The organism is Devosia sp. XGJD_8 (assembly GCF_046614475.1).
Classification (GTDB): Bacteria; Pseudomonadota; Alphaproteobacteria; order Rhizobiales; family Devosiaceae; genus Devosia.
Map to the genome: position 1 here is coordinate 173047 of NZ_JBKJHF010000003.1, position 25188 is coordinate 198234.

A 25188-nucleotide genomic window follows, 5' to 3' on the forward strand; every position below is an offset into this window, starting at 1 on the left:
CGACAGCACGGCGAATGCCATATAATTAGCATACTATGTATTCAGATAGCAAGCTATGCAAATGGCCCTGATTCGCGAGAACTCGGCCGGTTACCTCACCAATTGGGCGGCGCGGCTCTTTACCCGCGAGCTGGAGCGCCAGCTGGCGCCCACCGGCATTGCCCCAGCCTATATGCCAGTCCTCTTCGCCCTGTCCGATGGCAGCACGCTGACCCAGAAGGCGCTGGCCCGCCGCGCCGCTGTCGAGCAGCCCACCATGGCGGCAACGCTCAACCGCATGCAGCGCGACGGCATGATCACCCGCCGGCCCGACCCCGCGGACCGGCGCTGTGCCCTCGTGACGCTGACGCCGCTGGCCTTGGGCCAGATCGACGCCGTGGAACGCGTGGTCAGCGCCATCAATACGCTGGCGCTCGAACAGCTGGCCCCCGGCGAACGCGAGCAGTTCCTGGGCCTGTTGCGCCGGGTGATCGGCGTGCTGGAAGCCCAGGACACGGCCTAGCGGGCTACGCCTCCCGCCGCGCATAGCGCAGCACCACATTGCCCTTGGAGGTCTGCTGGCTGCCCGTCAGCACGAGCCGTGTCGTCGGCGTGCCGTCCTCGAACAGCCGCCGCCCCTGCCCGGCCACCACCGGATGGATGATGAGCGCCAGTTCATCCATCAGCCCCGCCAGTAGCAGCTGGCTCACCAGCGACATGCCGCCCATGACCGATATCGTGCCGCCCGCCTGCGCCTTGAGCTCGCGCACGAAGGCCTCGAGATCGCCCTCGATCAGGCTGGCATTGCTCCAGCCGAGGTCACCCGGCCTGAGCGTGTCCGAGGCGACGAATTTGGGCACGACGTTGATGAAGCCGGCAAAATCCTGGTCCTGTTCGGCATTGGGCCAGTAGCCGGCCCATTCCTGATAGCCCACCCGCCCCATCAGCACCGCATCGACATCGGCCATGATGCCGCCCAGCAGCGCCCCCAGCTCGTCATCGAAACTGTCGAACTGGAACGTGTCCGGCGCCTCGGCAACGCCATCGACGGAGTAGAACAGGCCGGCAGTGAGTTTACGCATCATGGTCTCCCGATTGGTCTGGCAACCTCCCGGCCGCCATCTGCTTGTGCGACGGGCGAAGCAGGCCGATTTCGACACGCGTCGCGTTTTTCTGGGGCAGCACATCGCTCCGGACGGCCATTCGGCCTCCGGTTGTGCAGGATGGACGGACCCCGAGGCGGATGCCGCCTCTGGTAATTTAAAAAACGAGACGGTAGCCGCCTCGGGGTGCCGGTTTTTGGAACAGTCCCGGTTCTCGCGCAGCATGATCGCTCGCCATGCTGCGGCCAGGTCTCGAACCTGCGCGAGAGGCAAAACCCGCGCCCGGCTCACCCCGCCACTGTTCGCCTGCAGGCCGCCCATGCGGAGTGATGGGGAGGAGTGTGCCACAGGTTCTGGAGAGGGGTATAAGTGGGGGATGATGTTTCAGTCGAGGGGCATCTGGCCCGCATATCGGGGCCCGCACACCCCCTCCCACCCTCCCCCATCAAGGGGGAGGTGCCGTCCGGTGGGTGGGGTGAGACGGTGCCCGCGAGGAACGTCCAGCTGAATTACTCAATGAAAAAGCCCGGAGGTCCCCCCGGGCCTTCTTCAGTTCAGCGTCTGGTCACCCCAGATGCGCCAATACCGCCAGCAACAACAGCGCCACGATATTGGTGATCTTGATCATCGGATTGACGGCCGGGCCGGCCGTGTCCTTGTAGGGGTCGCCGACGGTGTCGCCGGTGACCGAGGCCTTGTGCGCGTCGCCGCCCTTGTGGTGGGTGACGCCGTGGCTGTCGGTGAAGCCGTCTTCGAAGCTCTTCTTGGCATTGTCCCAGGCGCCGCCGCCGGCGGTCATGGAAATGGCGACGAAGAGACCGGTGACGATGACGCCCATCAGCATAGCGCCCAGGGCCGAGAAGCCAGCGGCGGGGCCGGCGATCCAGTTGATCAGGAAGAACACCACGATGGGTGACAGAACCGGGAGCAGGCTCGGCACGATCATTTCCTTGATCGCAGCCTTGGTCAGCATGTCGACGGCCCGGCCGTAATCGGGCTTTTCGGTGCCGGCCATGATGCCCGGGCGTTCCTTGAACTGGCGGCGCACTTCCACCACCACCGACTGGGCGGCGCGGCCCACCGCCGTCATGCTCATGCCACCGAAGAGGAAGGGCAAGAGGCCTCCGAACAGCAGGCCCACCACGACATAGGGATCGGCCAGCGAGAAGGTGAGCGTGCCCATGCCCTGGAAGATGGCCGGGGCATCGGGCAGGTTGGCGAAGTAGATCAGGTCCTGCGTGTAGGCGGCGAAGAGCACGAGGGCGCCCAGGCCCGCCGAGCCGATGGCATAGCCCTTGGTGACGGCCTTGGTCGTATTGCCCACCGCGTCGAGCGCGTCGGTATTGTGCCGCACTTCCTTGTCGAGACCGGCCATTTCGGCAATGCCGCCGGCATTGTCGGTAACCGGACCGAAGGCGTCGAGCGCCACGACGATGCCGGCCAGAGCCAGCATGGTGGCGACGGCAAAGGCGATGCCGAACAGACCAGCCAGGTTGTAGGTGACGATGATGCCGCCGATGATGACCAAAGCCGGCAGGGCCGTCGATTCCAGGGACACCGCAAGGCCCTGGATGACATTGGTGCCGTGGCCGGTCACCGAGGCTTCGGCGATGGAATTGACCGGGCGGCGGCCCGTGCCGGTGTAATATTCGGTGATGACGATGATCAGGCCGGTAATGACCAGGCCCGCCACGCCGCACCAGAACAGGCTCCACGGGGTGAAGGTCTTGTCAGTGGCCTCGATGACGACGTTGAGATCGCCGAAGACGAACCACAGCACCGGGATCAGCGCGACCAGCGACAGCACGCCGGTGGCGATGATGCCCTTGTAGAGCGCGCCCATGATGTTGTTGTCGGCGCCCAGCTTGACGAAATAGGTGCCGATGATCGAGGTCACGACGCAGGCGCCGCCAATGGCCAGCGGCAGCACCATGCCGATCAGCTTGAACTGCTCGGGCAGGATGATGGCGGCCAGCACCATGGTGGCGACGATGGTGACGACATAGGTTTCGAACAGGTCGGCCGCCATGCCGGCGCAATCGCCGACATTGTCGCCCACATTGTCGGCAATGGTGGCCGGGTTGCGCGGATCGTCTTCCGGAATGCCGGCTTCGACCTTGCCCACCATGTCGCCGCCCACATCGGCACCCTTGGTGAAGATGCCGCCGCCCAGACGCGCGAAGATGGAAATCAGCGAGGCGCCGAAGGAGAGCGCGACCAGCGCATCGATGACCGTGCGGCTGGTGGGCGCAAAGCCCAGCATCTGCGTCAGCACCATGAAATAGAGCGTGATGCCGAGCAGGCCCAATCCCGCCACCAGCATGCCGGTGACCGCGCCGGACTTGAAGGCCAGATCGAGCCCCTTGCCGAGCGAGGAAATCGCCGCCTGGGCGACGCGGACATTGGCGCGCACCGAGACATTCATGCCGATAAAGCCCGCCGCGCCACTCAGCACCGCGCCCAGCAGGAAGCCGATGGCGGCATAGATGCCGAGCAGGAAGAAGGCGGCGATCAGGATGACCACGCCGACAATGGCGATGGTGGTATATTGCCGCTTGAGATAGGCCGATGCGCCCTCGCGCACGGCTGCCGAAATCTCCTGCATGCGGGCCGACCCGCTATCGGCGGCAAGCAGTTGCTGGGTCGTATAGACCCCATAGACGATGGACAGAGCGCCACACACGACGATCAGCCAGAGTGCCAAAGTCATAGAAAGTCCCTCTAGATTTTCCTCCGGGGACTCAACCGCATGACCGGCACCGGTCCTCCAACCGGCAACGGACCTGCCCTCCTCTGAGCCCCCTCCGGGGCTGAGATTAGCCAGATTGATTGGTTAAGCAATGGAGATTGCGATGTTTTGTCGCGGTGGCGGCTGAACGCGCTCGTTTCGCGCCTGCGGCCCCACCCCCTCCCGGCCTCCCCCATCAAGGGGGAGGTGCAGCTCCGTAGTTGGGACTGGATCGCAGCACGAGAGTGGAGGGATACCTCCCCCTTGATGGGGGAGGTCAGGAGGGGGTGGGGGGCTGGCTCAATGCCTCGACCCGACCAGCCAGCGCCGCCCCGTCCCCCACCACTGCAATCGTCTTGAGCCGGCTCGTCTCGCCGCTCGCCACGCTCAGCGTCGATTTCGGTACAGCCAGCGCCTTGGCCAGCAGCGCCAGCACGGCCGCATTGGCCCTGCCCTTGTCGGGCACGGCGCTGACGCGCAGGCGCAGCACGGCAGAATTATCGTCGCGGCGCTCGACGCCCGCGATGGCATCGCGCCCGGCATTGGGGGTGACGCGAACGAAAAGGCTCAGCCCCTGGGGGCTGAGCCGGTAGCATTTTGGATCATCCAACGGGATCAGAACACGTTGGGATAGATGTAGTAGATGATGATCCGCTCGATGAAGAAGATGATGATAAAGAGGATGATCGGGCTGATATCGAGGCCCGAGAAATTCGGCATGATCTTGCGGATGGGGCGCAGCACCGGCTCGGTGAGCTGGTTGAGCACGCGCCACAGGCCCTCGACGAACTGATTGCGCGTATTGATCACGTTGAACGAGATCAGCCAGCTCATGATGATCATGGCGAGGACAATCCACCAGTAGAGCTGGAGGATGAGAAGGATGATGTCGAGCACGGCGCGCATGGGCGTCTCCGGGATAAGGTCGCAAATTATCTAGTGGCTGGCGGAGCTTGCGGCAAGGGCGCCGCGCAAGAGCAGCGGGACCCCGCTCCGGTCGCACGGAACGAGGCCCCAATGACTGACATCCGGTACGCAACACTAACTCTCCGGACAGGCACTCCATTGCATGAAGCGTGCCAAGTGCTGCGGCCCCGCAATCCGGGGGCCAGGGCTTAACATGTTGTGAACAGTCGCATTTTGCGGCGTCGCGCGCGTGGCAGAATGCAAGGCGCGTTGCATTTTGCGAGTCGGCGCTATTCGGCCGGCTTGCTCGGGCGCCAGGTCACGACGCGGTAGAGGTAGATCAGCACCACGGCGGCCAGCACGATATAGCTCAGCGGATCGAGCACGACCTCGATGAGCTCGTAATGCTCATGCAGGATATAGCCCGCCAGCGTCAGGATGGTGTTCCAGATCAGCGCGCCGGTGGTGGAGGCGAGCAGGAATATCGGCAGCGGCATGCGGGCAAGCCCGGCGGGGATCGAGATCAGCGTGCGGATGATCGGCAACAGGCGCCCGAACAGCACGATGATCGGGCCGAAGCGGCGGAAAAAGCCCACCGCGACGTCGATCTCCTCGGCATTGAAGGTCATGACCCGGCCGAAGCGGTCGGCCAGCGCCCGCACCCGGTCGAGCCCGAACAGCCGCCCGGCGAAATACCAGGGCAGCATGCCCACCACCGCGCCGATCGTGGCGGCGGCGAGGACGCCGAAGAAATTGAGATCGCCATTGGCGGCGGCAAAGCCGGCAAAGGGAATGATCAGCTCGGACGGAATGGGCGGAAAGATCGATTCCGCCAGCATGACCAGGAAGATGCCGACATAGCCGAGATCGGAAATGGTCTGAATGATCAGGTCGGTCATGGGGTCTCCCGGCGTCTGGCGCTCGTGGCCCCACCCCACCTCATTCCCTCCCCATCAAGGGAGGGAGGCGCAGGCTGAGGCCGCTCGATTCCATCGTCTCCCTCCCCCTTGTGGGGAGGGATCAAGGGTGGGGGCGGCCGGCTGATGCCGGCCCCGCCTTATGCCGACTTGGCGGCGCGGCTCATGCGCTTGCGGTCATTGGGGTCGAGCCAGATCTTGCGCAGGCGGATCGACTTGGGGGTCACCTCGACATATTCGTCTTCGGCGATATAGCCGAGCGACTGCTCGAGGGTGAGCTTCTTGGGCGTGGTCAGGCGCACCGCTTCGTCCTTGGACGTGGTGCGGATATTGGTGAGCTGCTTGCCCTTGAGCGCGTTGACCTCGAGGTCATTCTCGCGGGAATGCTCGCCGATGATCATGCCTTCATAGATGTCGACGCCGGCATCGATCATGATCGGGCCGCGGTCTTCGAGGTTCCACAGCGCAAAGGCCACGGACTGGCCGGTACCGTTGGAGATCAGCACGCCCGTGCGACGGGTCGGCAGGTCACCCTTGAACGGCACGAAGGAGTGGAACAGGCGGTTGAAGATGGCGGTGCCGCGGGTATCGCTCAAAAGCTCCGGCTGGTAGCCGATCAGCGAGCGGGTGGGCACCAGCAGCTGGATGCGGGTGCGGCCGACGCCCGAGGGGCGCATGTCGGTCAGCTCGCCCTTGCGCTCGGTGAGCTTCTGCACGACCGTGCCGGTATGCTCGTCATCGACGTCGATGATGACTTCCTCGATCGGCTCGTGGCGGACGCCGTCAATGTCGCGCATCAGGACCTTCGGGCGACCGATGGTCAGCTCGAAGCCTTCGCGGCGCATGTTTTCGATCAGCACGGCCAGCTGCAATTCGCCGCGGCCGGCCACGTCATAGGAGTCATTGTCGTCGCCCGGCGTCACCTTGATGGCGACGTTGCCTTCGGCTTCGCGCATCAGGCGCTCGCGGATGACGCGGGACTGCACCTTGTCGCCTTCGCGGCCGGCCAGCGGGCCGTCATTGATGCGGAAGGTAACCGACAGCGTCGGGGGATCGATCGGCTTGGAGGCGATCGGCTGGGTCACCGAAGTGGCGCAGAGCGTGTCGGCCACGGTCGAGGTGACGAGACCGGCAATGGCGACGATGTCGCCGGCTTCGCCCATGTCGACCGGGGTGCGCTCGAGGCCGCGGAAGGCCAGCACCTTGGAGATGCGGCCCTTTTCGACTTCCTTGCCTTCACGGTTGAGCGTGTGGATCGGGTCGTTGGCCTTGACGGTGCCGGAGGTGATGCGGCCGGTCAGGATACGGCCCAGGAACGGGTTGCGCTCGATGGTGGTGACCAGCATGCGGAAGGCGCCTTCCTCGACGACCGGCTCGGGCACATGCTCGATGACCTTGTCGAGCAGCGGGCCGAGATCGTCCTTGGGGCCTTCGGGCTCCAGCGCCATCCAGCCCTGCTTGGCCGAACCGTAGAGCACCGGGAAATCGAGCTGCTCGGGCGAGGCGTCGAGCGCGATGAACAGGTCGAAGATTTCCTCGAGCACTTCCATGTGGCGCTCGTCGGCCTTGTCGATCTTGTTGATGGCGACGATCGGACGCAGGCCCTGGGCCAGCGCCTTGCCGAGCACGAACTTGGTCTGGGGCATCGGGCCTTCGGCCGCATCCACCAGGATCACCACGCCATCGACCATGGACAGGATGCGCTCGACTTCGCCGCCGAAGTCGGCGTGGCCGGGCGTGTCGACGATATTGATGCGGGTATCTTTCCAGAGCAGGCTGGTGACCTTGGCCAGAATGGTGATGCCGCGCTCGCGCTCGATATCATTGCTGTCCATGGCGCGTTCTTCGACGCGTTCGTTTTCGCGGAAGGAACCGGACTGCTTGAGCAGCACGTCGATCAGCGTGGTCTTGCCGTGGTCAACGTGGGCGATGATGGCGATATTGCGCAGCGACATATGGGGTCAGGCCTCTTTGGCATGATCCCAAAACCTTGGGCCGCGAAAGGGGCGGCGGCAAACGGCTGAACCATGCAGGAATAAACAGGGCACCGATCCTCGCCGAGGCGGGATTGGTGCATTTGCGGCTGCCTTACAGGAAGATGGCCTTTTCCACAAGCGCAGGGGACGCAGAGGTGGGTTGCGGGGCTTCAAAACCGTGCCGCACGGTGAATCGCTCCGTAGAGCAATTCACCGTGAGAAGGGATCAAGGGTGGGGATGTTCGCCCCGGATAATCGGGCCGACCGCCAGCCCTCCCAGCCTCCCCAGTCAAAGGGGGAGGTGCCTTCCCGTGCAGAGCGAAATCTCGCCTGGGCAATAACTTGCTACTTCAGCGACCTGGGCAATTCCCCCGATTGCCAGAGCCCCAGGCCAAAGCCATCGGGGTCCAGAAAGTCGGCGCTCCAGCCGCCGGGAGCCTCCGAAACCGGCGTGACGATGGTGACGCCCTGCTCGGCCAGCGCGGCCACGATGTCGTCGATACCGCCGTCATCGACGGTGAAGACCAGCGCCGGCGTATTGCCCCGCACCCCTTCCATCTCGAAGAAGATCAGCTCCAGCCCGCTTTCGAGCGAGGCCTGCAGCCCGAAGGGCTCGGCGCCCTCCATACGGGTCAGGTCGAGCCCGAAGGTCTCGCTGTAGAATTTTTCGGTCCGTTTGATGTCGGACACGTAGAATACGATGCTGGCGCTCTTGGCCTTGAAGCTCATGGCGAGCCCTCCTTTATGGTCTGCACCTGCCGTTGCCGCGGGACACCGCTTTGTGAGCGCTGCACCACGAAAAGATGCCCGTCCGGGTCATGGCTGGCAAACAGGCCCCCATCGCGCAGCAATTGCGGCAGCAGGGCATCCCGGATCCGGCCATAGGCGAGGTTGAGGTTCAGCCCCGGCATGTCGCCCGGCGGGACCAGGCCGGCCAGCACGACCCGGCGCCGCAGGGCGGCGATGCGCTGGCGCAGGGCGGTGTCGGACAATCCGAGCAGAAAGGCGATTTCCCGCCGGTTGTGACCGGAGAGGGCCAGCGCCGCCACGGATTTGAGCGCGGGCGGCAGGGAGGCCAGCAGCGCGGCGCTGTCGGGACCGCTCTCGCTGGGCAATGCCACCACCTGGTTGGCCTGCCATTGCCCCTCGCGCCTGCGGCGGCGGCCGGCGCCCCGCGCCGCCATGCGGGCCTGGTTGCGCACCACGCCACCCAGCCATCGCGCGGCATCGGGCGCGTCGAAATCGGTCCGTCCGGCCAGGATCGCCGCCATCATGGCCTCCTGCACCAGATCGTCGGCCAGCGCCGCATCGCGACAGTGGCGGCGGGCTATGGAACGAAGCTGGGCTAGAAGGGCTGGACGCATGGGGCAAGTCTGGCAAAGGGCCTGCCGGAAGGCAATCGCGCGCCCCAGGCCCGGGTGATGGCGCTCAGGAAGCCTTCTTGCCCTTGACCTGGGATTTCACCGCATCGGAATGCAGGAGATTGGCGAGAGCCGCCGATGGCAGGGGCGGCGAGAACAGGAAACCCTGCACTTCCGACACGCCATGCGCCCGCACCATTTCGAGCTGTTCCTCGGTTTCGACGCCCTCGGCCGTGGTCGACATGCCCAGCGACTGGCCCAGCCCGATCACCGCCTTGATGATGGCCTGGCTGTCGCCCCGGCTGGTGATGTCGCGCATGAAGGAGCGGTCGATCTTGATCTTGTCGAAGGGAAAGCTGCGCAGATAGCTCAGCGAGGAATAGCCCGTGCCGAAATCGTCCATGGAGATGCGCACGCCCATGGCGCGCAGATCATGCAGCGCTGCCAGATTGGTGTCGTTCTCGGCCAGCAGCAGGGATTCGGTGATTTCAAGCTCGAGCCGCGTCGCGGGAATGCGCGCCTCGGCCAGCGCCGCCTTCACCACGCCCACCAGATCCCGGTTCTTGAACTGGACCGGCGACAAGTTGACCGCAACCCGCACATCATCCGGCCAGGTGGCGGCCACCCGGCAGGCTTCGCGCAGCACCCACTCGCCGATGGAAACGATCAGCCCGGTTTCCTCGGCGATCGGGATGAATTCGGTCGGCGAAATGGTGCGGCCTTCATGATCCCAGCGCAGCAGGGCCTCGACGCAGATAACGCGGTTTTCCGCCAAGCCCAGCAGCGGCTGGAACACCAGCCGCAATTCGTCGCGCTGTAGCGCCAGCCGCAGCCCCGCCTCGATGGAGCGGCGCTGCTGCAGGTCGGCATCCATGCCGGTTTCGAAGAAATGGTAGGTGGAACGGCCTTCGCTCTTGGCCTTGTAGAGGGCCAGATCGGCATTCTTGACCAAGGTATCGGTCTTGACCCCGTCGCCCGGGCCCACCGCAATGCCGACGCTGGCGCCGATCTCGATCTGCTGGCCGCCGATATGCATGGGCGCGCCAATGGCCTTGATGATGCGATCGGCAACCTTGGCGGCATCGGCCGCGCTGTCGATGGGCCGCATCAGCAGCGCAAATTCGTCGCCGCCCAGCCGCGCCAGCACGTCGGTTTCGCGCGTCGTGCCCCAAAGCCGGGCCGAAGCCTGCTTGATGACTTCGTCGCCCACCGCATGGCCCAGCGTGTCATTGACCGCCTTGAAATGATCGAGATCGATATAGAGCACGGCTGCCATTTCGCCGCGCGACAGCCCCGCCTCGGTCTTGGCCATCTGCTCGAGAAATTCGATGCGGTTGGGCAGGTCGGTCAGCGCGTCGTGCCGGGCCAGATGGCGGATGCGCGCCTCGTTCTGCCGCTGTTCGGTAATGTCTTCATGCGTCGACACCCAGCCGCCATCCTTCATCGGATGGTGCTGCATCATGATGGTGCGGTTGTTGAGCTCATGGATATTCTTGCCATATTCGCGGCGCGCAATGACGTCGCGCCGCCAGGCGATATATTCATCGCGCGTGCCGCCCGCGCTCATCCCCATGTCGAACAGGTGGCTCAGGATATTTTCAAGCTGGGTGCCTGGCTTGAGCAGGTGATCGGGCAGGTTGTAGATGCGCGCATAGGGCTCGTTGCAGATCACCAGCCGGCCTCGCGCATCCATCATGCACAGGCCCTGGCTGATATTGTTGACCGCCGCGTCGAGCCGGATGTTCTGTCGCTCCAGCTCGAGCTTGCGCTTCTGCACCACTTCGGTGCGCGCGATCTCGTCGGTAACGTCTTCATGCGTCACCACCCAGCCCAGCGCCTCGGAATAGACATGGGCGGTTTCGATGATCCGCCCGCCATGCACCACTTCCTGGCTCTTGGTGCGCGCGCCGCTGCGGTTGGACAGCAGGTCGGCAGTATAGTTTTCGTAGAATTCCTCGGACGCCTGGTCCGGATGGTTGCCGAGCTGGGCCGACAGCTGCACCACCTCTTCAAGGCTCATGCCGCGATAGATGGCGTCGGCGGGAAAACCATAGATGTCGCGATAATGCTTGTTCCACATCATCAGGCGGAACTGGGGCGACCAGACGCAGAAGCCATAGGGGATATTCTCGAGCGCAGCGTCGAGCAGCAACGCTTCAGCCATTTCGCTCAAGCTGCCAGCGTCTGATGACTGCACGCGCATTTCCCCCATCATTGCGACGCTGGGGGGAAGCTAAATCGTTCCCATTAACGACCGATTAACTTCGGCGCCGATGGGTGGTGCCCGACCGGCCCCCGAAAGGGGGCCGGCGAGCCATGCGGCCGGCTAGATGTTGCCGGCCTTCTTGTTGCGGGCGGCCCAGGTCTTGAGGCGCAGGCCGTTGAGGCGGATGAAGCCCTCGGCATCCTTGTGGTCATAGGCCACGGCGCCTTCTTCGAAGGTCACGAGATCCATCGAATAGAGCGAGTGCGGCGAGGTGCGGGCGATGACGCTGGCGCTCCCCTTGTAGAGCTTCACGGTGACGTCGCCGGTGACATAGGCCTGGCTCTTGTCGATCAGCGCCTGCAGCATGTCGCGCTCGGGCGAGAACCAGAAGCCATTATAGATCAGCTCGGCATATTTGGGCATCAGCTCATCCTTGAGATGGGCTTCGCCGCGGTCGAGCGTGATCGATTCGATGCCGCGATGCGCCACCAGCATGATCGTGCCGCCCGGCGTCTCGTAGAGCCCGCGGCTCTTCATGCCGACAAAGCGGTTCTCGACCAGGTCGAGCCGGCCCACGCCATGCTTGCCGCCCAGCTCGTTGAGCTTTGTCAGCAGCGCGGCAGGCGAGAGCGCGACGCCATCAATCGAGACCGGGTCACCCTTTTCATAGCCGATGGTGATGATCTCGGGCGTATCGGGCGCCTGTTCCGGATCGACCGTGCGCTGGGGCACGTAATCGGGATAGGGCACGGCCGGATCTTCGAGCACCATGCCTTCCGAGGAGGTATGCAGCAGGTTGGCGTCGACCGAGAAGGGCGCCTCGCCGCGCTTGTCCTTGGCGATCGGGATCTGGTTGCGCTCTGCATAGTCGAGCAGCTGCGTGCGGCTGCGCAGATCCCATTCGCGCCAGGGGGCGATCACCTTGATGGAGGGGTCGAGTGCATTGGCGGTCAGCTCGAACCGCACCTGGTCATTGCCCTTGCCGGTGGCGCCATGCGAAATCGCATCGGCCCCGGTTTCCTGGGCGATCTCGACCAGCCGCTTGGCGATCAGCGGGCGGGCGATCGAGGTGCCGAGCAGATACTGGCCCTCATAGACCGTATTGGCGCGGAACATCGGGAAGACGAAGTCACGCACGAATTCCTCGCGCAGATCCTCGATGCGGATATCCTTGATGCCGAACATCTCGGCCTTCTTGCGCGCCGGCTCGAGCTCTTCGCCCTGACCCAGATCGGCGGTGAAGGTCACCACCTCGCAGTCATAGGTCTCCTGCAGCCATTTCAGGATGATCGAGGTATCGAGGCCGCCCGAATAGGCGAGCACGACCTTTTTGATGTCTTTTGCCATGATGTGGTTTGTCCCAGCTTGTCCGATTGGAACAATAGATCGGACGCGGCGCAACAATCTTGCGAAAAAGTCACGCATGGATGATGGTGTGGCAGAAAACGTCATCCTTGATCTACTAGAAGGCATAAAATGCCAAATACCGTGGACGCCATCGATCGCCGCATCCTGCGCGCGCTGCAGCGCAATGGCCGGATGAGCAATGTGGAGCTGGCCAACGAGGTCGGGCTGTCGCCCTCGCCCTGCCTGCGCCGGGTGCGGCTCTTGGAGGAATCCGGCATCATCGATCGCTATGTCGCGGTGCTGGATGGCGCCAGGGTCGGCCTTGGCCTCACCGTCTTCGCCCGCGTCTGGTTCAAGACCCAGGATGCCGAGATCACCCATCAGTTCGCCGAGACGGTGCGCAACTTTCCCGAAGTGGTCGAGTGCTACCTCACCACCGGGGAATGCGACGCGATAATGCGCATCGTCACCGCGGACCTGCACGCCTATTGGCGCTTCCAGTCCGACTATCTGATGCGCATCCCCAGCGTGCAGAGCGTCAAGACCGACGTGCCGATGGAGACCATCAAGCGCAGCTATGAATTGCCGCTGCCCTAGGGAGCGGCCCCTCGCCTATCGGCGCCCGACGCGCTAAGCATGACCGCCACACGCGCGTAAAACGTCATGCCCGATTTCATCCCCGACCTCTCCGTCATCCTCGCCTTTGCCCTGGCCGGCTTCGTGCTGGCCATCACGCCGGGCCCGGACATGGCGCTGTTTGTCTCCCGCACCATGAATTACGGCCGCACGCATGGCTTTGCCACCGTGCTCGGGGCGCTGACCGGCATCGCGGTGCACACCATGCTGGTGGCCTTCGGCATTTCGGTGCTGATCGTGGCGGCGCCGACCGCCTTCTGGGTGCTCAAGATCGCCGGGGCGCTTTACCTCGTCTGGCTCGCCATCCAGGCGATCCGCGACGGCGGCGGCCTTCTTGTCACCCGCGCCGCCGGCAGGCAGCCCAGCTTTGCCCAGAGCTATATGACGGGGCTCGGCATCAACCTCACCAATCCCAAGGTGGCGCTGTTCTTCGTGACCTTCCTGCCCCAGTTCGTTTCGGCGGACGACCCCGCCGCCTCCAGCAAGCTGCTGTTCCTGGGCGTCGAATTCGTCGCCGTGTCGCTGCCCATCGTCATCGCCATCGTGCTGGCGGCCGAATGGCTCACCACGACGCTGCGCGACAGCAAGTGGGTCTCCAAGGCGCTGAACTGGAGCTTTGCCGCCGTCTTCATGGCCTTTGCCGCGACGATCCTCCTGGCCGAAGGGCGCAAGTGATCAGCCGGGCTGCACCTGGCTCATCAGGGCCAGCGGACGGCCCTCATTGTCGGAAAAGAACGCCATCCATTCCTCCGTTCCATCGGCATGGCGATGGATCATGTGCGGCGCGCCGAGGAATGCCACGCCCCGCGCGCTCAGCTCGGCGTGGCTGGCTGCGATATCCGGCACGCGGAAATAGATGATGTTGCTGTGACTCTCGCCCGGCTCGGCGCTCAGCATCAGCCGCACGCCGTCGCAATCGAAGAAGGCCAGCTGGCCGAATGTATAAAGATGGGGCAGGCCCAGCACATCGCGCCACCAGGCCTCGGCAGCGGCAATATCGGCCACGCTGCGGCTGAGCTGGCCGATGGGGCCCAATCGCGAATGGGTCATGCGGGTCTCCTCCCTGGTTGGGAGAAGCCAGCATGGCACGGAGGCTACGCGCCCGCCAGCGCGTCGCGGTCTTTCCTGGAGAGCCGTTCGCTCTCGCTCTTGAGCTGGCCGCAGGCGGCGAAGATGTCGCGGCCGCGCGGCGTGCGCACCGGGCTGGCATAGCCGGCCTTGTTGACGATATCGGCGAAGCGCTCGATGCGGCTCGAGGGCGAGGTGCCGTAATTGGCGCCGGGCCATGGATTGAACGGGATCAGGTTGATCTTGGCCGGAATGCCGGCCAGGAGGCGCACCAGTTCGCGTGCTTCGGCATCGCTGTCATTGATGCCGTCGAGCATGACATATTCGAAGGTGATGCGGCGGGCATTGGAAAGGCCAGGATAGTTGCGGCAGGCTTCGAGCAATTCCTCGATCGGCCACTTCTTGTTGATCGGCACCAGCACGTCGCGCAGGTCATTGTTGGTGGCATGCAGCGAGATGGCCAGCATGACGTCGATCTCGCGCCCGGTCGGCTCGATGAAGGGCACGACGCCCGAGGTCGAGAGCGTGATGCGGCGCTTGGAGAGGCTCATGCCATCGCCAGCCGAGGCGATCAGCAGGGCCTGCTTGACGGCCTCGTAATTGTAGAGCGGCTCGCCCATGCCCATCATCACCACATTGGTGATGGCGCGCGTGCCATCGGCAGGTACCAGGCCACCGTCATCCGGGCGGCTGCCGCCGGGAAAGTCGCCCAGCCGCTCGCGCGCCATCAGCACCTGGCCCAGGATCTCCCCGGCGGTCAGGTTGCGCACCAGCTTCTGTGTGCCGGTATGGCAGAACGAGCAGGTGAGCGTGCAGCCTACCTGGGACGAGACGCAAAGCGTGCCGCGATCCTGCTCGGGAATATAGACCGTCTCCACCTCGACCGGCGGATAGTTGGGATTGGCCGGGTCGCGGAAGCGGAACAGCCACTTGCGCGTGCCGTCGGACGAGACCTGCTCGGAGACGATCTCCGGGCGATCGAGGATGAAGGTGTCAGCCAGCTTTTGCCGCACCGGCTTGGCGACATTGGTCATCTTGTCGAAATCGGTGGTGCCGTTGACATAGAGCCAGTTCCACAGCTGGCTGGCCCGCATGCGGGCCTCCTTGTCGGCGGCAATGCCGGCCGTGGTCAGCGCCTCGGCGAGCTGGGGCTTGCTGAGGCCGATCAGCGACGGCCGGCTGGCCGCAGCCGGCCGGATAGCGGTCGAATGGTCAAGGTTCAGCGCGATGCTCATGGGCGTGCGAAAGTCTCGAAGCTGCGGGATTGGCGCGGCCAATAGCATATGGGCGCGCTTTAGGCAAAACTTCGCAGCGGCATCGGGCCCATGCGATCAACTTGCGTTGATGAGGTCCAGCGCCTTGTCCAGCAGTTCTGGTGTTGCCGCGGCCACGACATCGCCGCCGGCAGTGGGCTCGCTCCCGTCCCAGCAGGCGATGGCGCCGCCCGCCTCGCGGATGATGGGAACCAGCGCCGCGATATCATAGGTATTGAGGAATGGCTCGATGACCAGATCAGCATGGCCCGCCGCCAGCAGCGCATAGCCATAGCAGTCCATGCCGAAACGCTGCAGCCGCGTGGCGGCTTCAAGGGCCTGCCACTTGGCCATCAATTCCGGCGTGCGGAACAGCGAGGGCGTTGTGGTAAAGACCCGGGCGGGCGCCAGCTCGGTCTCGCCGCTGGTGCGGTTGGCAAGGGTGACGGCGCCGCGGCGATAGGTCGAGCGGCCGGGGACGGCGAGGAAGGTCTCCCCGATGAACGGCTGGCTCATGAGGCCCGCAATAGCCACGCCCTCATGGGCAAAGCCGATCAGCGTGCCCCAGACGGGGGCGCCCGAGATGAAGGCGCGGGTGCCATCGACCGGGTCGATGATCCAGCTATAGGGGCCTTCGCCGCTGGAGCCCCACTCCTCCCCGATAATCGCGTGATCGGGGAAGTGCTCGGCAATGACGGCGCGAATGGCGGTTTCGGCTGCCCGATCGGCCTCGGTCACCGGATCGAACCCCTCGCTGAGCTTGTTATCGACTCCAAGGCCGGAGCGGAACAGGGGCAGCGTATGGCTCGCCGCCGCTTCGGCAGCCAGCAGGAGGGTGGCTTCGACTTTGGCGAGATCGATTGTCATGGCTGGGTCCGGCTGAAGGGCAACGGGCGGAAGCGACGCTGTGACCGGGGTGGCTAGCGGCGCCGCACCTGCGGCGAGCCGCAAAGGGCCGGACCGCCTAGCACTCGGCGCTGATCGACTGCTGCGCGGCGGTGGCGCCGGACAGCGAATAGGACTGGGTCACCTTGATGCCGGCGGCCGTTGTGCCTTCGACCACCATGGAGGAGCCGGCGCGGATGGCGCTGGCCAGCGCATCGGACTGGCTGGTGTCATCGAGCCAGGCGGCATCGTTCTGGGTGAAGAGATTGAACACCTGGCCGCCGACATTGACGGTGGCCATGCTGTCGGGCTGGAAGGCAAAGCCGGCGACGAGGTTGAACTCGCTGCTGACATTCTCGGCCGGGCGGCTGGTGATATAGATATAGGCTTGGCTATAGCCATCGGGCTCGGGCGTGACACTTTCCGGCTTGGTCATGGCAAAGCAGACATTGCCGGAGGCGTCAGTGGCCGCATAGCTCGACCAGGCACGATGCTCGCCCAGAAGACGCACCTGCTGGGCGCTGGCACCGGCGGTCAGTGCCAGGCTGGCGGCAAGAATTAGCACCGGGACGGTCTTGAGCATCAGGGCCTCAACAAACAGACTAGGGCGAAGGACCGGCTTGGCCCCTCGCCCAGATATGGCGGATCGCCCGCATGGGGCAACCCAAAAATCACTGGCAGGCAGCGTCGATGGCGTTCACCGCCGCAGTCGCGCCGGAGAGCGAATAGGTATCGACGGTATTGGTGCCGCGCTGGCTGGTGCCGCGCACCACCAGGTTGCTGCCCGCCTTGAAGGCCTGCACGAAGCCACCTTCATCGCCGGTCGAAGCCAGCCAGGCGGCCGAGCCTTCCGTCACCATGGGGTAGGACTTGCCATCCACCGAGGCGCTGGCATTGGCCGCCGTGGCATTGAATGGATAGCCGATAATGGTCTGCACCTCGTTCTTGGTGCCCATCCCCTTGCGGTGGATGATCATGAAATGGATCGGGTCGCGATTGGCACCGGCCGGCTCGCTGGACTGCGGCGTCGCCGAGACATAGCAGAGCACGCCTGAAGCGTCCGTCGCCTGCCAGGCTGTCCAGGCATTGAAGGTACCGAGCTCGGTCGCCTGCTGCGCCTGGGCGGCAGGAGCCAGAGCCATGATCGCGCCGACCGCGAGCCCAAGTGCAAGGCCACCGGTTTTCGTCGTCATCGCAATATTGTCCTCATCTTATGGGGCCCCGTTCTGGAGCGAGCTGCCCGCCAACTCTGCCCCGAACATGGTTACCAAGGTGTCAAACGCCGCCGCATCCGACTGTATTTGCATCAAGTGCGAGCCAATCACGGCGGCAATTTGACGGGATGGCAGCCATACCCTCCGGTTTGGGCCGTCAGAGTTAACAACGCGCTAACATCTGCGTGACTGTGATCACGCCGCCAGTGGATAGCTCTGTTCGACGACATAGGGCCCGCCGCCGACCGAATCCTTGCTGGAAAACAGCACGAAGCGCCCCACCGGAAAGCTGAGCGGCTCGAACCGCCCGGCCTCGGCCATGAACCGGGCCGCCTCCTCGGCGCTGCAGCCGCGCAGCCGCGCCAGCGAGACATGCGGCACGAACTTGCGACCCTCGGGCGGCAGGCCGGCCCGCTGCAGCACCCGCTCCTGCGCGGCCTGCAGCCGGCTGAGCTGCTCGCTGGGTTCGACCCCGGCATAGAGCGCCCGGGGCTTGTCGCCGCCGAAGGTTCCAAGATGCGTAAGCTTGACCGAAAAGCGCATGGAATTGGCCAGCCGGTCGAGGCTGTCGGCAACATCGTCGGCGGTGACATTGTCTACATCGCCAATAAATCGGAGGGTGATGTGGTAGTTTTCCGGATCAATCCAGCGGGCACCAGTCAGCCCGCCGCGCTTGAGAGAAAGCGCAAATCCAGTTTCGGCCGGGATTTCGAGGCCGGTAAAGAGCCGGGGCATGTGGCCCTCCTCTTCCTAAGGATCAGGTGCGCGATTCGAGCCTGACCCTAGCATAACGACAATGTGCAGCCAGCCCATTCGTCGCACGTCCTCATCAAGTCTTGTAAACGACTGATCGCCCATCCATATTGTCCCGCAAGTGGCAACCAATGCCCACCGGCGGTGCAATAGCCGCTTTTCAATTGGGAAAGGAAACCGACTATGGCTGAATATGACCGTCAGACCCTCGGTGCGCGGGCCGGCTCGGCCTTGGCCATCGACGAGGGCCTGCGCAGCTACATGCTGCGCGTCTACAATTACATGGGTGTCGGGCTGGTTGTGACGGGCCTCGCGGCCTGGTTCGCCGCCGCCGCCGCCATCACAACCGATCCGAACGCCGCCGTGGGCCAGCTTGCCAATGGCCAGCTGGTGACCCAGTGGGGCGCGCTGCTCTATGCCAGCCCGCTGCAGTGGGTTGTGATGCTTGCTCCACTGGCCTTCGTGCTGGTGCTGAGCTTTGGCATCAACAAGCTCTCCGTGCCCGCAGCACAGGCCACCTTCTGGGCCTTCGCCGCGATCATGGGCCTGTCGCTGAGCTCGATCTTCCTGGTCTATACCGACGCTTCGATCGCCAAGGTGTTCTTCATCACGGCAGCCACCTTCGGTGCCATGAGCCTTTACGGCTACACCACCAAGCGTGACCTGACCAATATGGGCAGCTTCCTGATGATGGGCCTGATCGGCCTGATCATCGCCTCGGTGGTCAACATCTTCATGCAGTCTTCCATGCTCGAATTCGCCATCTCGGCGGTCGGCGTGCTGATCTTCGTGGGCCTCACCGCCTACGATACGCAGAAGATCAAGGAAGGCTATGACGAAGCGCATGGCGCCGAAGTCCTGGCCAAGGGTGCCATCATGGGCGCGCTGAGCCTCTACCTCGACTTCATCAACCTGTTCATGATGCTGCTCCGCCTGTTCGGCAACCGCGAGTAAGCACAGGTCTGCTTGATCGCAGGATCAAGCAATTTGGTTGGACGACAAATCGAACCGCAGCCTACAAAGGCTGCGGTTCTTTTTTTGCCTGGATTTGCATCGTGTCCGACTACCAGCTGCGCCAGTTCGAGTGGGCCGACGTGCCCGCCATCACCGCCATCTACAAGCACTACGTGGAAAATACCGCGATCACCTTCGACACCGAAGTGCCGGGCGAGGAGGCGATCGCTGAGAAATATGCGGGCCTCAGGAAGCTCGGGCACCCGCTGATCATCGCCGAGCTGGACGGGCAGCCGGTCGGCTATGCCTATGCCAGCTTCTATCGGCCGCGCGCCGCCTATCGCTTCACCTGCGAGGATTCCATCTACCTGCACCCCGACGCCAAGGGGCGCGGCATCGGCAAGGCGCTGCTGACCGAATTGCTGCTGCAGTCGCGCGCCTTCGGCTTCAAGCAGATGATCGCGGTGATTACGGCCGATACCGCGAATTCCATCGCCATCCACGAAAAATTCGGCTTCCGCCATGTCGGGCGCTATGAGGCAGTGGGCTACAAGTTCGACCGCTGGCACGACATCGTGCATCTGCAGCTGGGGCTCTAGAGCGATTTGCGCATCGGGTAGCTGGTTGAAAAGCCCTCGATCTCGGGCGCGCCGTCATCAGTCCATCCGCGATCGAGGTAGAACCGGTGTGCGGTGGTGGTGCTGATCAGCCGGGCCTGAACGTGGCCATCGGCCCTGAGCACCGCCTCGAGATGGGCCATCAGCGCATCGCTGACGCCGCAAAAACGGTGCCGTGGTGAGACGTAGTTGAACATCACGACACCCTGGGCATTGACGGCCCCGACGGCGGCGATGTCGCCGTTGCGTTCGGCAACGAAGAACGTCTGCGCCGGATTGGCGATCATGCTGGCGACCCCTTCCGGCGTTCGGTTGCTCACCCATTGCCTGATATTGGCGCGGTCATCATGATGATCGGCGCCGCACAGTTCGGTGACCGATGCCGTCATCACCCGGCTCATCTCCAGAACATCCGCGGCCGTGGCCAGCCGAATGGAAATCACCCCACCACCAGCGTGGAATCAGGTGCGGCAAGCCGGGCTTGCAGCTGTTGGATAATGCGCTTCATCTGTCCCGAAGCGAGAAGGCCAGGCCCAAGGGGACCCGAGCGGTCCTCGCCGACAGCGGGCAAGGTTCGCAGGACAGCGCGCATTTCGGCCGTCATCTGCTGGATCTGCCAGATGATCTCGTCATCGGCCGCGCCTGGCTGTTCGGGCGATGCAAGGCCGGCAGCCTTGACGGCATAAGCCGCAGCGCCCAGCGCATGGGCGCCCATATGGCCGACTGCCGAGGCCTGCCCCGCCGACCGCGCCGCGGCGGCCGCTGCCGGAGACACATCGTGCGCCGCGCTGCCCCCGCCGAACCGCCGGCGAATCTCGGCGGCCGTATCGAGCTCGCCGCGTGCATAGGCCTTGGCGCGTGCAATGGCGGCGCTAGGCCGGTCATCCTCGGCCCGTTCGGCCTCGTAGACCCAGAGCACCCGCTCCGCGCAGGCGGCAGCCCAGCCTGCCACTAAGCGCCGATCGGTGTCGCTGAACGTCTGTATGGATGGTGCCATGGCAGCACTACCCCACGACCACCAGGTCCGGATCGAGCACCCGCAGCACCAGCGACAGCTCGTGACCCCGCTTGAGGATGCGCCCCTGCTGGTTAGTCACGGCATACTGGCCCTGCTTGTTGCGCAGCTTGGGCGTCTTTTCGATGATGAAGAGCGGGCGTTCGGAGACGCGGGCATAGATCGAAAACACGGCCCGGTCGCGCAGGAAATCCATGGCATAGTCCCGCCATTCCCCCTGCCCCACCTTGCGGCCATAGACCGCCAGGATCAGGTTCAGCTCCTTGCGGTCGAAGGCGACAATGGCCGGGACCTTGGTCGGCGCCGGGCTCGCGGGCGCATCGCCGGCATGCACCAGCGCCAGACTGACTGACCTGTCATTCGGTGTGCGGCCCTGCACCGTTCCGATCAACTCCAAGAGGGGACGTTCGAAGAGGCGACGTTCAAATCACCGTCATGATTGCGGGAAATTCGGGTGGATGCAAGGGCGATGCAAAAACCCCAATTTGAACACAGTTTGTCCGTGAACGCGCCAGAATGCGCGTTCAGCTTATCCCCATTGCCTCCAGTGGCTGGCATCCGGGCCGACCGAGCCCCCAAACCCAGAAGCCTGGGTGCCAGCCGCCCTAATTAGTTGACCAGTCAAGTTCTTCCCGTCCTTGCCCCCAGGGACGGGATTTTTTTGTCCTAGCGCTCGAAGCTGGCGGCGCCCAGGATCGGGCCGGGCAGGCCGTTGCGCTCCTGCTGCACGATGACGGCAATGCCCGTGCTGCCGGCGTCGAGCACCTCGGCCAGCGGCAGCTTGAGATTGGCGCCGCTCTCCCCCTCCCACATGCCCAGCGCCTGCCGACCGGTCACCACCTGGGTGTAAACCATTGACTTGCCGGCATTTTCGCCGGTGTCGATGGCCACGTCGGCGCGGTCGAGATAGGTGACCAGCCACACCACGGCATCGTCGAGGCTGGTATTGGGCGGGATGGCGATCTTGAGCATGTCGCCGTCATGCACGATATCCACGGGCAGCGGCAGGGTGACCCCGTCCAGCGCACCATGCACCTCGTTGCGGCGCGAGCCGACGACGCCCTTGGCGCCATTGACCACCATCTGCGGCGTATAGATCCGCGACGAGCCCCAGCTCTTGGCATAGGCGCGCTGGCGGTCGGAATAATCCTCGCTGCCGAACGTGTCTTCCCAGCCGACATAATCCCAGTAGTCGACGTGATAGGCCAGGGCCACCACGTCCTCTTCCGCGGCCAGGCTGGTGAGCAGCGCATCGGCGGGCGGGCAGGAGGCGCAACCCTGGCTGGTGAACAGTTCGACCACCGCCTTGGGCCGCGGCCGCGTGGTCTCGGCGGCGGCAGGCAGCGCCAGGGCGGCGAGTGCGGCAAGGATGAGGACAGTGCCGGAAAGGGGTCTCTGCGTCATGGGCAAGGTTGTAAGCCGGGCCGCCGCGCCCTCGCCAGTCAAAAGAGGGTGACAGGCGCAGATTCTGTCCGCGCCGCGGCTTTATCCCCTTTCGGCACGGACTTATCCCCCGCCAAAAGGCACATGGCGGCCCCAGGGGACCGCCATGAAATCGTCACCACTGTGAACGGTGAATGAACGCCTGAATTATGCGGCGACGAGGCTGCGCAGCACGTAATGCAGGATGCCGCCATGCTTGTAATAGTCGAGCTCGTTGGCGGTATCGATGCGGCAGAGCGTGTCGACATTGACCACCGAGCCATCGGCGCGGGTGATCTTGACGGTGACCTGGGCGCGCGGCGCGATTTCGGTGACGCCTTCGATATCGATGGTCTCGGTGCCGTCGAGACCCAGGGTCTGCCAGCTCTCGCCATCCTTGAACTGCAGCGGGATGACGCCCATGCCGACCAGGTTGGAGCGGTGGATACGCTCGAAGGACTGGGCGATCACGGCGCGCACGCCAAGCAGGTTGGTGCCCTTGGCAGCCCAGTCACGGCTGGAGCCGGTGCCATATTCCTTGCCGGCAAAGATCACCAGCGGCGTGCCGGCGGCCTGATAGGCCATGGCGGCATCGTAGATCGCCATCTGGCTGCCATCGGGACCCTTGGTATAGCCGCCCTCGACGCCGGGCAGCATCTGGTTCTTGATGCGGATATTGGCAAACGTGCCGCGCATCATCACTTCATGATTGCCGCGACGGGCCCCGTAGGAGTTGAAGTCGCGCGGGGCAACCTGCCGCTCCTCGAGATACTTGCCGGCCGGCGTCGTGGCCTTGAACGAACCGGCCGGGGAAATGTGGTCGGTGGTGATGGAATCCAGGAACAGCGCCAGGACCTTGGCATCCTTGACGTTGGTGATGGGCTTGGGCTCCATCGACATGCCCTCGAAATAGGGCGGGTTCTGCACATAGGTCGAGCTGGAATTCCAGCCATAGGTCTCGCCACCTTCGATGACGATATTCTGCCAGTTGGTGTCGCCCTTGAAGACGTCCGAATAGCGGCCCTGGAACATCTCCTTGGTGACGTGCTTGCGCACGATCTCGGCGACCTCGTGGTTGGAGGGCCAGATATCCTTGAGATAGACCGGCTTGCCATCCCTGGAGGTGCCGATCGGATCCTTGGTGATGTCGATCTTCATCGAGCCGGCAATGGCATAGGCCACGACCAGCGGCGGCGAGGCGAGGAAGTTCGCCTTGACGTCAGGGTTCACGCGGCCTTCGAAATTGCGGTTGCCCGACAGCACCGAGGCGGCGACCAGATCGCCGGCCTGCACGGCCTTGGAGATCTCGGTGGGCAGCGGGCCCGAATTGCCGATGCAGGTGGTGCAGCCATAGCCGACGAGGTTGAAACCGATGGCGTCGAGATCTTCGGAAAGGCCCGCGCTGTCGAGATAGTCGGTGACGACCTGCGAACCGGGGGCCAGCGAGGTCTTGACCCAGGGCTTGGAGTCAAGACCCAGGGCACGGGCCTTGCGGGCGACGAGGCCGGCCGCGACCAGCACGGAGGGGTTGGACGTATTGGTGCAGGAAGTGATGGCGGCGATGACCACATCGCCATGCGTCAGCGTGTAATCGGCGCCTTCGACCTGCACCTTGGGCTCGTCGGTCTTGCCGAATTCCTTGGGCAGGGCGGCGGCGAAGGCCTGCTTGGCATTGTCCAGCGCAATGCGGTCCTGCGGGCGCTTGGGGCCCGAGATGGACGGCACGACTGTGGTCAGGTCGAGTTCGAGCGTCGAGGTGAAGACCGGATCGGGCGAATTGGTCTCGCGGAACATGCCCTGAGCGCGCGAATAGGCTTCGACCAGCGCCACGCGATCGGCCTGGCGGCCCGACGTGGTGAGGTATTTCAGCGTATCGGCATCGACCGGGAAATAGCCGCAGGTGGCGCCATATTCGGGCGCCATATTGGCAATCGTCGCCTGGTCCTCGAGGCTCAGGTAGTCGAGGCCGGGGCCGTAGAATTCGACGAACTTGCCGACCACGCCCTTCTTGCGCAGCATTTCGGTGACCGTCAGCACCAGGTCGGTGGCGGTAATGCCTTCATTGATCTTGCCGGTGAGCTTGAAGCCCACGACTTCGGGGATCAGCATGGTGATCGGCTGGCCCAGCATGGCCGCCTCGGCCTCGATGCCGCCCACGCCCCAGCCCAGCACGGCCATGCCGTTGACCATGGTCGTGTGCGAGTCGGTGCCCACCAGCGTATCGGGATAGGCGACGGTCTCGCCATTCTCGTCCTTGGTCCAGACGGTCTGGGCCAGGTATTCCAGGTTCACCTGGTGGCAGATGCCGGTGCCGGGGGGCACGACGCGGAAATTGTCGAAGGCCGACTGGCCCCAGCGCAGGAATTCGTAGCGCTCGCCATTGCGCTCGTATTCGAGCTCGACATTCTGCTCGAAAGAGGTGGGCGTACCGAAACTGTCGACCATGACCGAGTGGTCGATGACCAGGTCGACGGGGACCAGCGGATTGATCTTCTGCGGGTTGGCGCCCAGCTTGGCGGTGGCGTCGCGCATGGCGGCCAGATCCACCACGGCGGGAACGCCGGTGAAATCCTGCATCAGCACGCGGGCGGGGCGGTAGGAAATCTCGTGGTCGGAGGTGCGGGTGACCAGCCAAGTGGCCACGGCCTCGATATCGGCCTTGGTGACCGTGCGGTTATCCTCGAAGCGGAGCAGGTTTTCCAGCACCACCTTCATCGAATGGGGCAGGCTGGACACGCCCTTGAGCCCGTTCTTCTCGGCCTCTGCGATCGAATAATAGGTGTAGGTCTTGCCGCCGACCACAAGGGTCGATTTCGACTTGAAGCTGTTAACCGAGGTCATGGTGTTC

26 protein-coding genes are annotated in these 25188 nt (G+C 64.2%); 5 read left to right on the forward strand and 21 right to left on the reverse strand.

All coding sequences use genetic code 11. The features are described 5' to 3' along the window. Positions 1-61: 61 nt before the first annotated feature. Complete coding sequence (locus tag ACLI1C_RS19565) at positions 62-502, forward strand: MarR family winged helix-turn-helix transcriptional regulator (RefSeq protein ID WP_411399244.1); 441 nt, start codon at positions 62-64, stop codon at positions 500-502. A gap of 4 nt (positions 503-506) precedes the next feature. Here the strand turns inward: ACLI1C_RS19565 and ACLI1C_RS19570 are convergent, their stop codons facing one another. The 10 genes from ACLI1C_RS19570 to ACLI1C_RS19615 form a co-directional block, all read right to left on the reverse strand. Further along, positions 507-1064, reverse strand: coding sequence for a dihydrofolate reductase family protein (locus ACLI1C_RS19570; protein ID WP_411399245.1), 558 nt, complete (start codon positions 1062-1064; stop codon positions 507-509). A 583-nt stretch (positions 1065-1647) separates the two neighbouring features. Continuing rightward, entirely contained in the window at positions 1648-3792 is a 2145-nt protein-coding gene (locus ACLI1C_RS19575; protein ID WP_411399246.1) for a sodium-translocating pyrophosphatase, read from the reverse strand. Between the two features lie 295 nt (positions 3793-4087). Next, complete coding sequence (locus ACLI1C_RS19580) at positions 4088-4420, reverse strand: DUF167 family protein (RefSeq protein WP_411399247.1); 333 nt, start codon at positions 4418-4420, stop codon at positions 4088-4090. Between the two features lie 5 nt (positions 4421-4425). Next, positions 4426-4716 carry a YggT family protein gene (locus ACLI1C_RS19585; protein ID WP_411399248.1) on the reverse strand — a complete coding sequence of 97 codons (291 nt, stop codon included), beginning with the start codon at positions 4714-4716 and terminating at the stop codon, positions 4426-4428. Positions 4717-5006: 290 nt separating this feature from the next. Continuing rightward, positions 5007-5615 (reverse strand): DedA family protein, encoded by a 609-nt coding sequence (locus ACLI1C_RS19590; RefSeq protein ID WP_411399249.1) that lies wholly within the window; start codon positions 5613-5615, stop codon positions 5007-5009. A 158-nt stretch (positions 5616-5773) separates the two neighbouring features. Further along, on the reverse strand, positions 5774-7588 hold the full coding sequence (typA, locus tag ACLI1C_RS19595; RefSeq protein ID WP_411399250.1) for a translational GTPase TypA: 1815 nt from the start codon (positions 7586-7588) through the stop codon (positions 5774-5776). A gap of 366 nt (positions 7589-7954) precedes the next feature. Continuing rightward, a complete protein-coding gene (locus tag ACLI1C_RS19600; protein WP_411399251.1) occupies positions 7955-8338 on the reverse strand; it encodes a VOC family protein in 384 nt (127 codons plus the stop codon). Beyond that, complete coding sequence (locus ACLI1C_RS19605) at positions 8335-8973, reverse strand: RNA polymerase sigma factor (RefSeq protein ID WP_411399252.1); 639 nt, start codon at positions 8971-8973, stop codon at positions 8335-8337. The genes ACLI1C_RS19600 and ACLI1C_RS19605 overlap by 4 nt, the downstream gene beginning before the upstream one ends. Before the next feature lie 64 nt (positions 8974-9037). Continuing rightward, positions 9038-11134, reverse strand: coding sequence for a putative bifunctional diguanylate cyclase/phosphodiesterase (locus ACLI1C_RS19610; RefSeq protein WP_411399253.1), 2097 nt, complete (start codon positions 11132-11134; stop codon positions 9038-9040). Between the two features lie 162 nt (positions 11135-11296). Beyond that, positions 11297-12523, reverse strand: a complete 1227-nt coding sequence (locus tag ACLI1C_RS19615) for an argininosuccinate synthase (RefSeq protein ID WP_411399254.1) — start codon at positions 12521-12523, stop codon at positions 11297-11299. Positions 12524-12652: 129 nt separating this feature from the next. Here ACLI1C_RS19615 and ACLI1C_RS19620 point away from each other — a divergent pair, with 129 nt between their 5' ends. Then, positions 12653-13120, forward strand: a complete 468-nt coding sequence (locus ACLI1C_RS19620) for an Lrp/AsnC family transcriptional regulator (RefSeq protein WP_411399255.1) — start codon at positions 12653-12655, stop codon at positions 13118-13120. Positions 13121-13186: 66 nt separating this feature from the next. Continuing rightward, on the forward strand, positions 13187-13834 hold the full coding sequence (locus ACLI1C_RS19625) for a LysE family translocator (RefSeq protein ID WP_411399256.1): 648 nt from the start codon (positions 13187-13189) through the stop codon (positions 13832-13834). Here ACLI1C_RS19625 and ACLI1C_RS19630 read toward each other — a convergent pair whose 3' ends face one another. The 6 genes from ACLI1C_RS19630 to thpR all read right to left on the reverse strand — a co-directional run bounded on the left by ACLI1C_RS19630 (position 13835) and on the right by thpR (position 18314). Then, positions 13835-14209, reverse strand: a complete 375-nt coding sequence (locus ACLI1C_RS19630; RefSeq protein WP_411399257.1) for a VOC family protein — start codon at positions 14207-14209, stop codon at positions 13835-13837. It lies immediately after the preceding gene. A gap of 44 nt (positions 14210-14253) precedes the next feature. Beyond that, entirely contained in the window at positions 14254-15462 is a 1209-nt protein-coding gene (gene rlmN / locus ACLI1C_RS19635) for a 23S rRNA (adenine(2503)-C(2))-methyltransferase RlmN (RefSeq protein WP_411399258.1), read from the reverse strand. Positions 15463-15558: 96 nt separating this feature from the next. Next, entirely contained in the window at positions 15559-16347 is a 789-nt protein-coding gene (gene hisN, locus ACLI1C_RS19640; protein WP_411399259.1) for a histidinol-phosphatase, read from the reverse strand. Between the two features lie 97 nt (positions 16348-16444). Then, positions 16445-16948, reverse strand: coding sequence for an invasion associated locus B family protein (locus ACLI1C_RS19645; RefSeq protein WP_411399260.1), 504 nt, complete (start codon positions 16946-16948; stop codon positions 16445-16447). An 88-nt stretch (positions 16949-17036) separates the two neighbouring features. Further along, the gene (locus ACLI1C_RS19650) at positions 17037-17558 is read right to left on the reverse strand and encodes an invasion associated locus B family protein (protein WP_411399261.1); all 522 of its coding nucleotides are present in this window, start codon (positions 17556-17558) and stop codon (positions 17037-17039) included. 216 nt (positions 17559-17774) lie between these two features. After that, positions 17775-18314 carry an RNA 2',3'-cyclic phosphodiesterase gene (gene thpR / locus ACLI1C_RS19655; RefSeq protein ID WP_411399262.1) on the reverse strand — a complete coding sequence of 180 codons (540 nt, stop codon included), beginning with the start codon at positions 18312-18314 and terminating at the stop codon, positions 17775-17777. Between the two features lie 201 nt (positions 18315-18515). Here thpR and ACLI1C_RS19660 point away from each other — a divergent pair, with 201 nt between their 5' ends. After that, on the forward strand, positions 18516-19286 hold the full coding sequence (locus ACLI1C_RS19660; RefSeq protein ID WP_411399263.1) for a Bax inhibitor-1/YccA family protein: 771 nt from the start codon (positions 18516-18518) through the stop codon (positions 19284-19286). A 101-nt stretch (positions 19287-19387) separates the two neighbouring features. Further along, entirely contained in the window at positions 19388-19885 is a 498-nt protein-coding gene (locus ACLI1C_RS19665) for an N-acetyltransferase family protein (protein ID WP_411399264.1), read from the forward strand. Here the strand turns inward: ACLI1C_RS19665 and ACLI1C_RS19670 are convergent. From ACLI1C_RS19670 to acnA, 5 genes are all read right to left on the reverse strand, one after another. Then, on the reverse strand, positions 19882-20304 hold the full coding sequence (locus ACLI1C_RS19670) for a GNAT family N-acetyltransferase (protein WP_411399265.1): 423 nt from the start codon (positions 20302-20304) through the stop codon (positions 19882-19884). The two genes, ACLI1C_RS19665 and ACLI1C_RS19670, sit on opposite strands and share 4 nt — an antisense overlap. Before the next feature lie 38 nt (positions 20305-20342). After that, complete coding sequence (locus ACLI1C_RS19675; RefSeq protein WP_411399266.1) at positions 20343-20900, reverse strand: putative immunity protein; 558 nt, start codon at positions 20898-20900, stop codon at positions 20343-20345. Between the two features lie 7 nt (positions 20901-20907). Further along, complete coding sequence (locus tag ACLI1C_RS19680) at positions 20908-21315, reverse strand: DUF2794 domain-containing protein (RefSeq protein WP_411399267.1); 408 nt, start codon at positions 21313-21315, stop codon at positions 20908-20910. Positions 21316-21584: 269 nt separating this feature from the next. Beyond that, positions 21585-22322: a DUF1223 domain-containing protein gene (locus ACLI1C_RS19685; RefSeq protein WP_411399268.1), complete on the reverse strand. Its 738-nt coding sequence runs from the start codon at positions 22320-22322 to the stop codon at positions 21585-21587. Positions 22323-22508: 186 nt separating this feature from the next. Continuing rightward, positions 22509-25181, reverse strand: a complete 2673-nt coding sequence (gene acnA / locus ACLI1C_RS19690; RefSeq protein ID WP_411399269.1) for an aconitate hydratase AcnA — start codon at positions 25179-25181, stop codon at positions 22509-22511. Positions 25182-25188 lie beyond the last annotated feature (7 nt).

Bases quoted from the DNA above. Each gene is read 5' to 3' on its own strand.
- typA (WP_411399250.1), bottom strand. From the start codon at position 7,588: ATGTCGCTGCGCAATATCGCCATCATCGCCCACGTTGACCACGGCAAG.
- ACLI1C_RS19565 (WP_411399244.1), top strand. From the start codon at position 62: ATGGCCCTGATTCGCGAGAACTCGGCCGGTTACCTCACCAATTGGGCG.
- ACLI1C_RS19585 (WP_411399248.1), bottom strand. From the start codon at position 4,716: ATGCGCGCCGTGCTCGACATCATCCTTCTCATCCTCCAGCTCTACTGG.
- ACLI1C_RS19660 (WP_411399263.1), top strand. From the start codon at position 18,516: ATGGCTGAATATGACCGTCAGACCCTCGGTGCGCGGGCCGGCTCGGCC.
- ACLI1C_RS19615 (WP_411399254.1), bottom strand. From the start codon at position 12,523: ATGGCAAAAGACATCAAAAAGGTCGTGCTCGCCTATTCGGGCGGCCTC.
- hisN (WP_411399259.1), bottom strand. From the start codon at position 16,347: ATGACAATCGATCTCGCCAAAGTCGAAGCCACCCTCCTGCTGGCTGCC.
- ACLI1C_RS19575 (WP_411399246.1), bottom strand. From the start codon at position 3,792: ATGACTTTGGCACTCTGGCTGATCGTCGTGTGTGGCGCTCTGTCCATC.
- ACLI1C_RS19600 (WP_411399251.1), bottom strand. From the start codon at position 8,338: ATGAGCTTCAAGGCCAAGAGCGCCAGCATCGTATTCTACGTGTCCGAC.
- ACLI1C_RS19685 (WP_411399268.1), bottom strand. From the start codon at position 22,322: ATGACGCAGAGACCCCTTTCCGGCACTGTCCTCATCCTTGCCGCACTC.
- ACLI1C_RS19620 (WP_411399255.1), top strand. From the start codon at position 12,653: ATGCCAAATACCGTGGACGCCATCGATCGCCGCATCCTGCGCGCGCTG.
- ACLI1C_RS19570 (WP_411399245.1), bottom strand. From the start codon at position 1,064: ATGATGCGTAAACTCACTGCCGGCCTGTTCTACTCCGTCGATGGCGTT.
- thpR (WP_411399262.1), bottom strand. From the start codon at position 18,314: ATGCCCCGGCTCTTTACCGGCCTCGAAATCCCGGCCGAAACTGGATTT.
- ACLI1C_RS19630 (WP_411399257.1), bottom strand. From the start codon at position 14,209: ATGACCCATTCGCGATTGGGCCCCATCGGCCAGCTCAGCCGCAGCGTG.
- ACLI1C_RS19645 (WP_411399260.1), bottom strand. From the start codon at position 16,948: ATGCTCAAGACCGTCCCGGTGCTAATTCTTGCCGCCAGCCTGGCACTG.
- ACLI1C_RS19675 (WP_411399266.1), bottom strand. From the start codon at position 20,900: ATGGCACCATCCATACAGACGTTCAGCGACACCGATCGGCGCTTAGTG.
- rlmN (WP_411399258.1), bottom strand. From the start codon at position 15,462: ATGAGCATCGCGCTGAACCTTGACCATTCGACCGCTATCCGGCCGGCT.
- ACLI1C_RS19650 (WP_411399261.1), bottom strand. From the start codon at position 17,558: ATGACGACGAAAACCGGTGGCCTTGCACTTGGGCTCGCGGTCGGCGCG.
- ACLI1C_RS19605 (WP_411399252.1), bottom strand. From the start codon at position 8,973: ATGCGTCCAGCCCTTCTAGCCCAGCTTCGTTCCATAGCCCGCCGCCAC.
- ACLI1C_RS19590 (WP_411399249.1), bottom strand. From the start codon at position 5,615: ATGACCGACCTGATCATTCAGACCATTTCCGATCTCGGCTATGTCGGC.
- ACLI1C_RS19610 (WP_411399253.1), bottom strand. From the start codon at position 11,134: ATGGCTGAAGCGTTGCTGCTCGACGCTGCGCTCGAGAATATCCCCTAT.
- ACLI1C_RS19670 (WP_411399265.1), bottom strand. From the start codon at position 20,304: ATGAGCCGGGTGATGACGGCATCGGTCACCGAACTGTGCGGCGCCGAT.
- acnA (WP_411399269.1), bottom strand. From the start codon at position 25,181: ATGACCTCGGTTAACAGCTTCAAGTCGAAATCGACCCTTGTGGTCGGC.
- ACLI1C_RS19625 (WP_411399256.1), top strand. From the start codon at position 13,187: ATGCCCGATTTCATCCCCGACCTCTCCGTCATCCTCGCCTTTGCCCTG.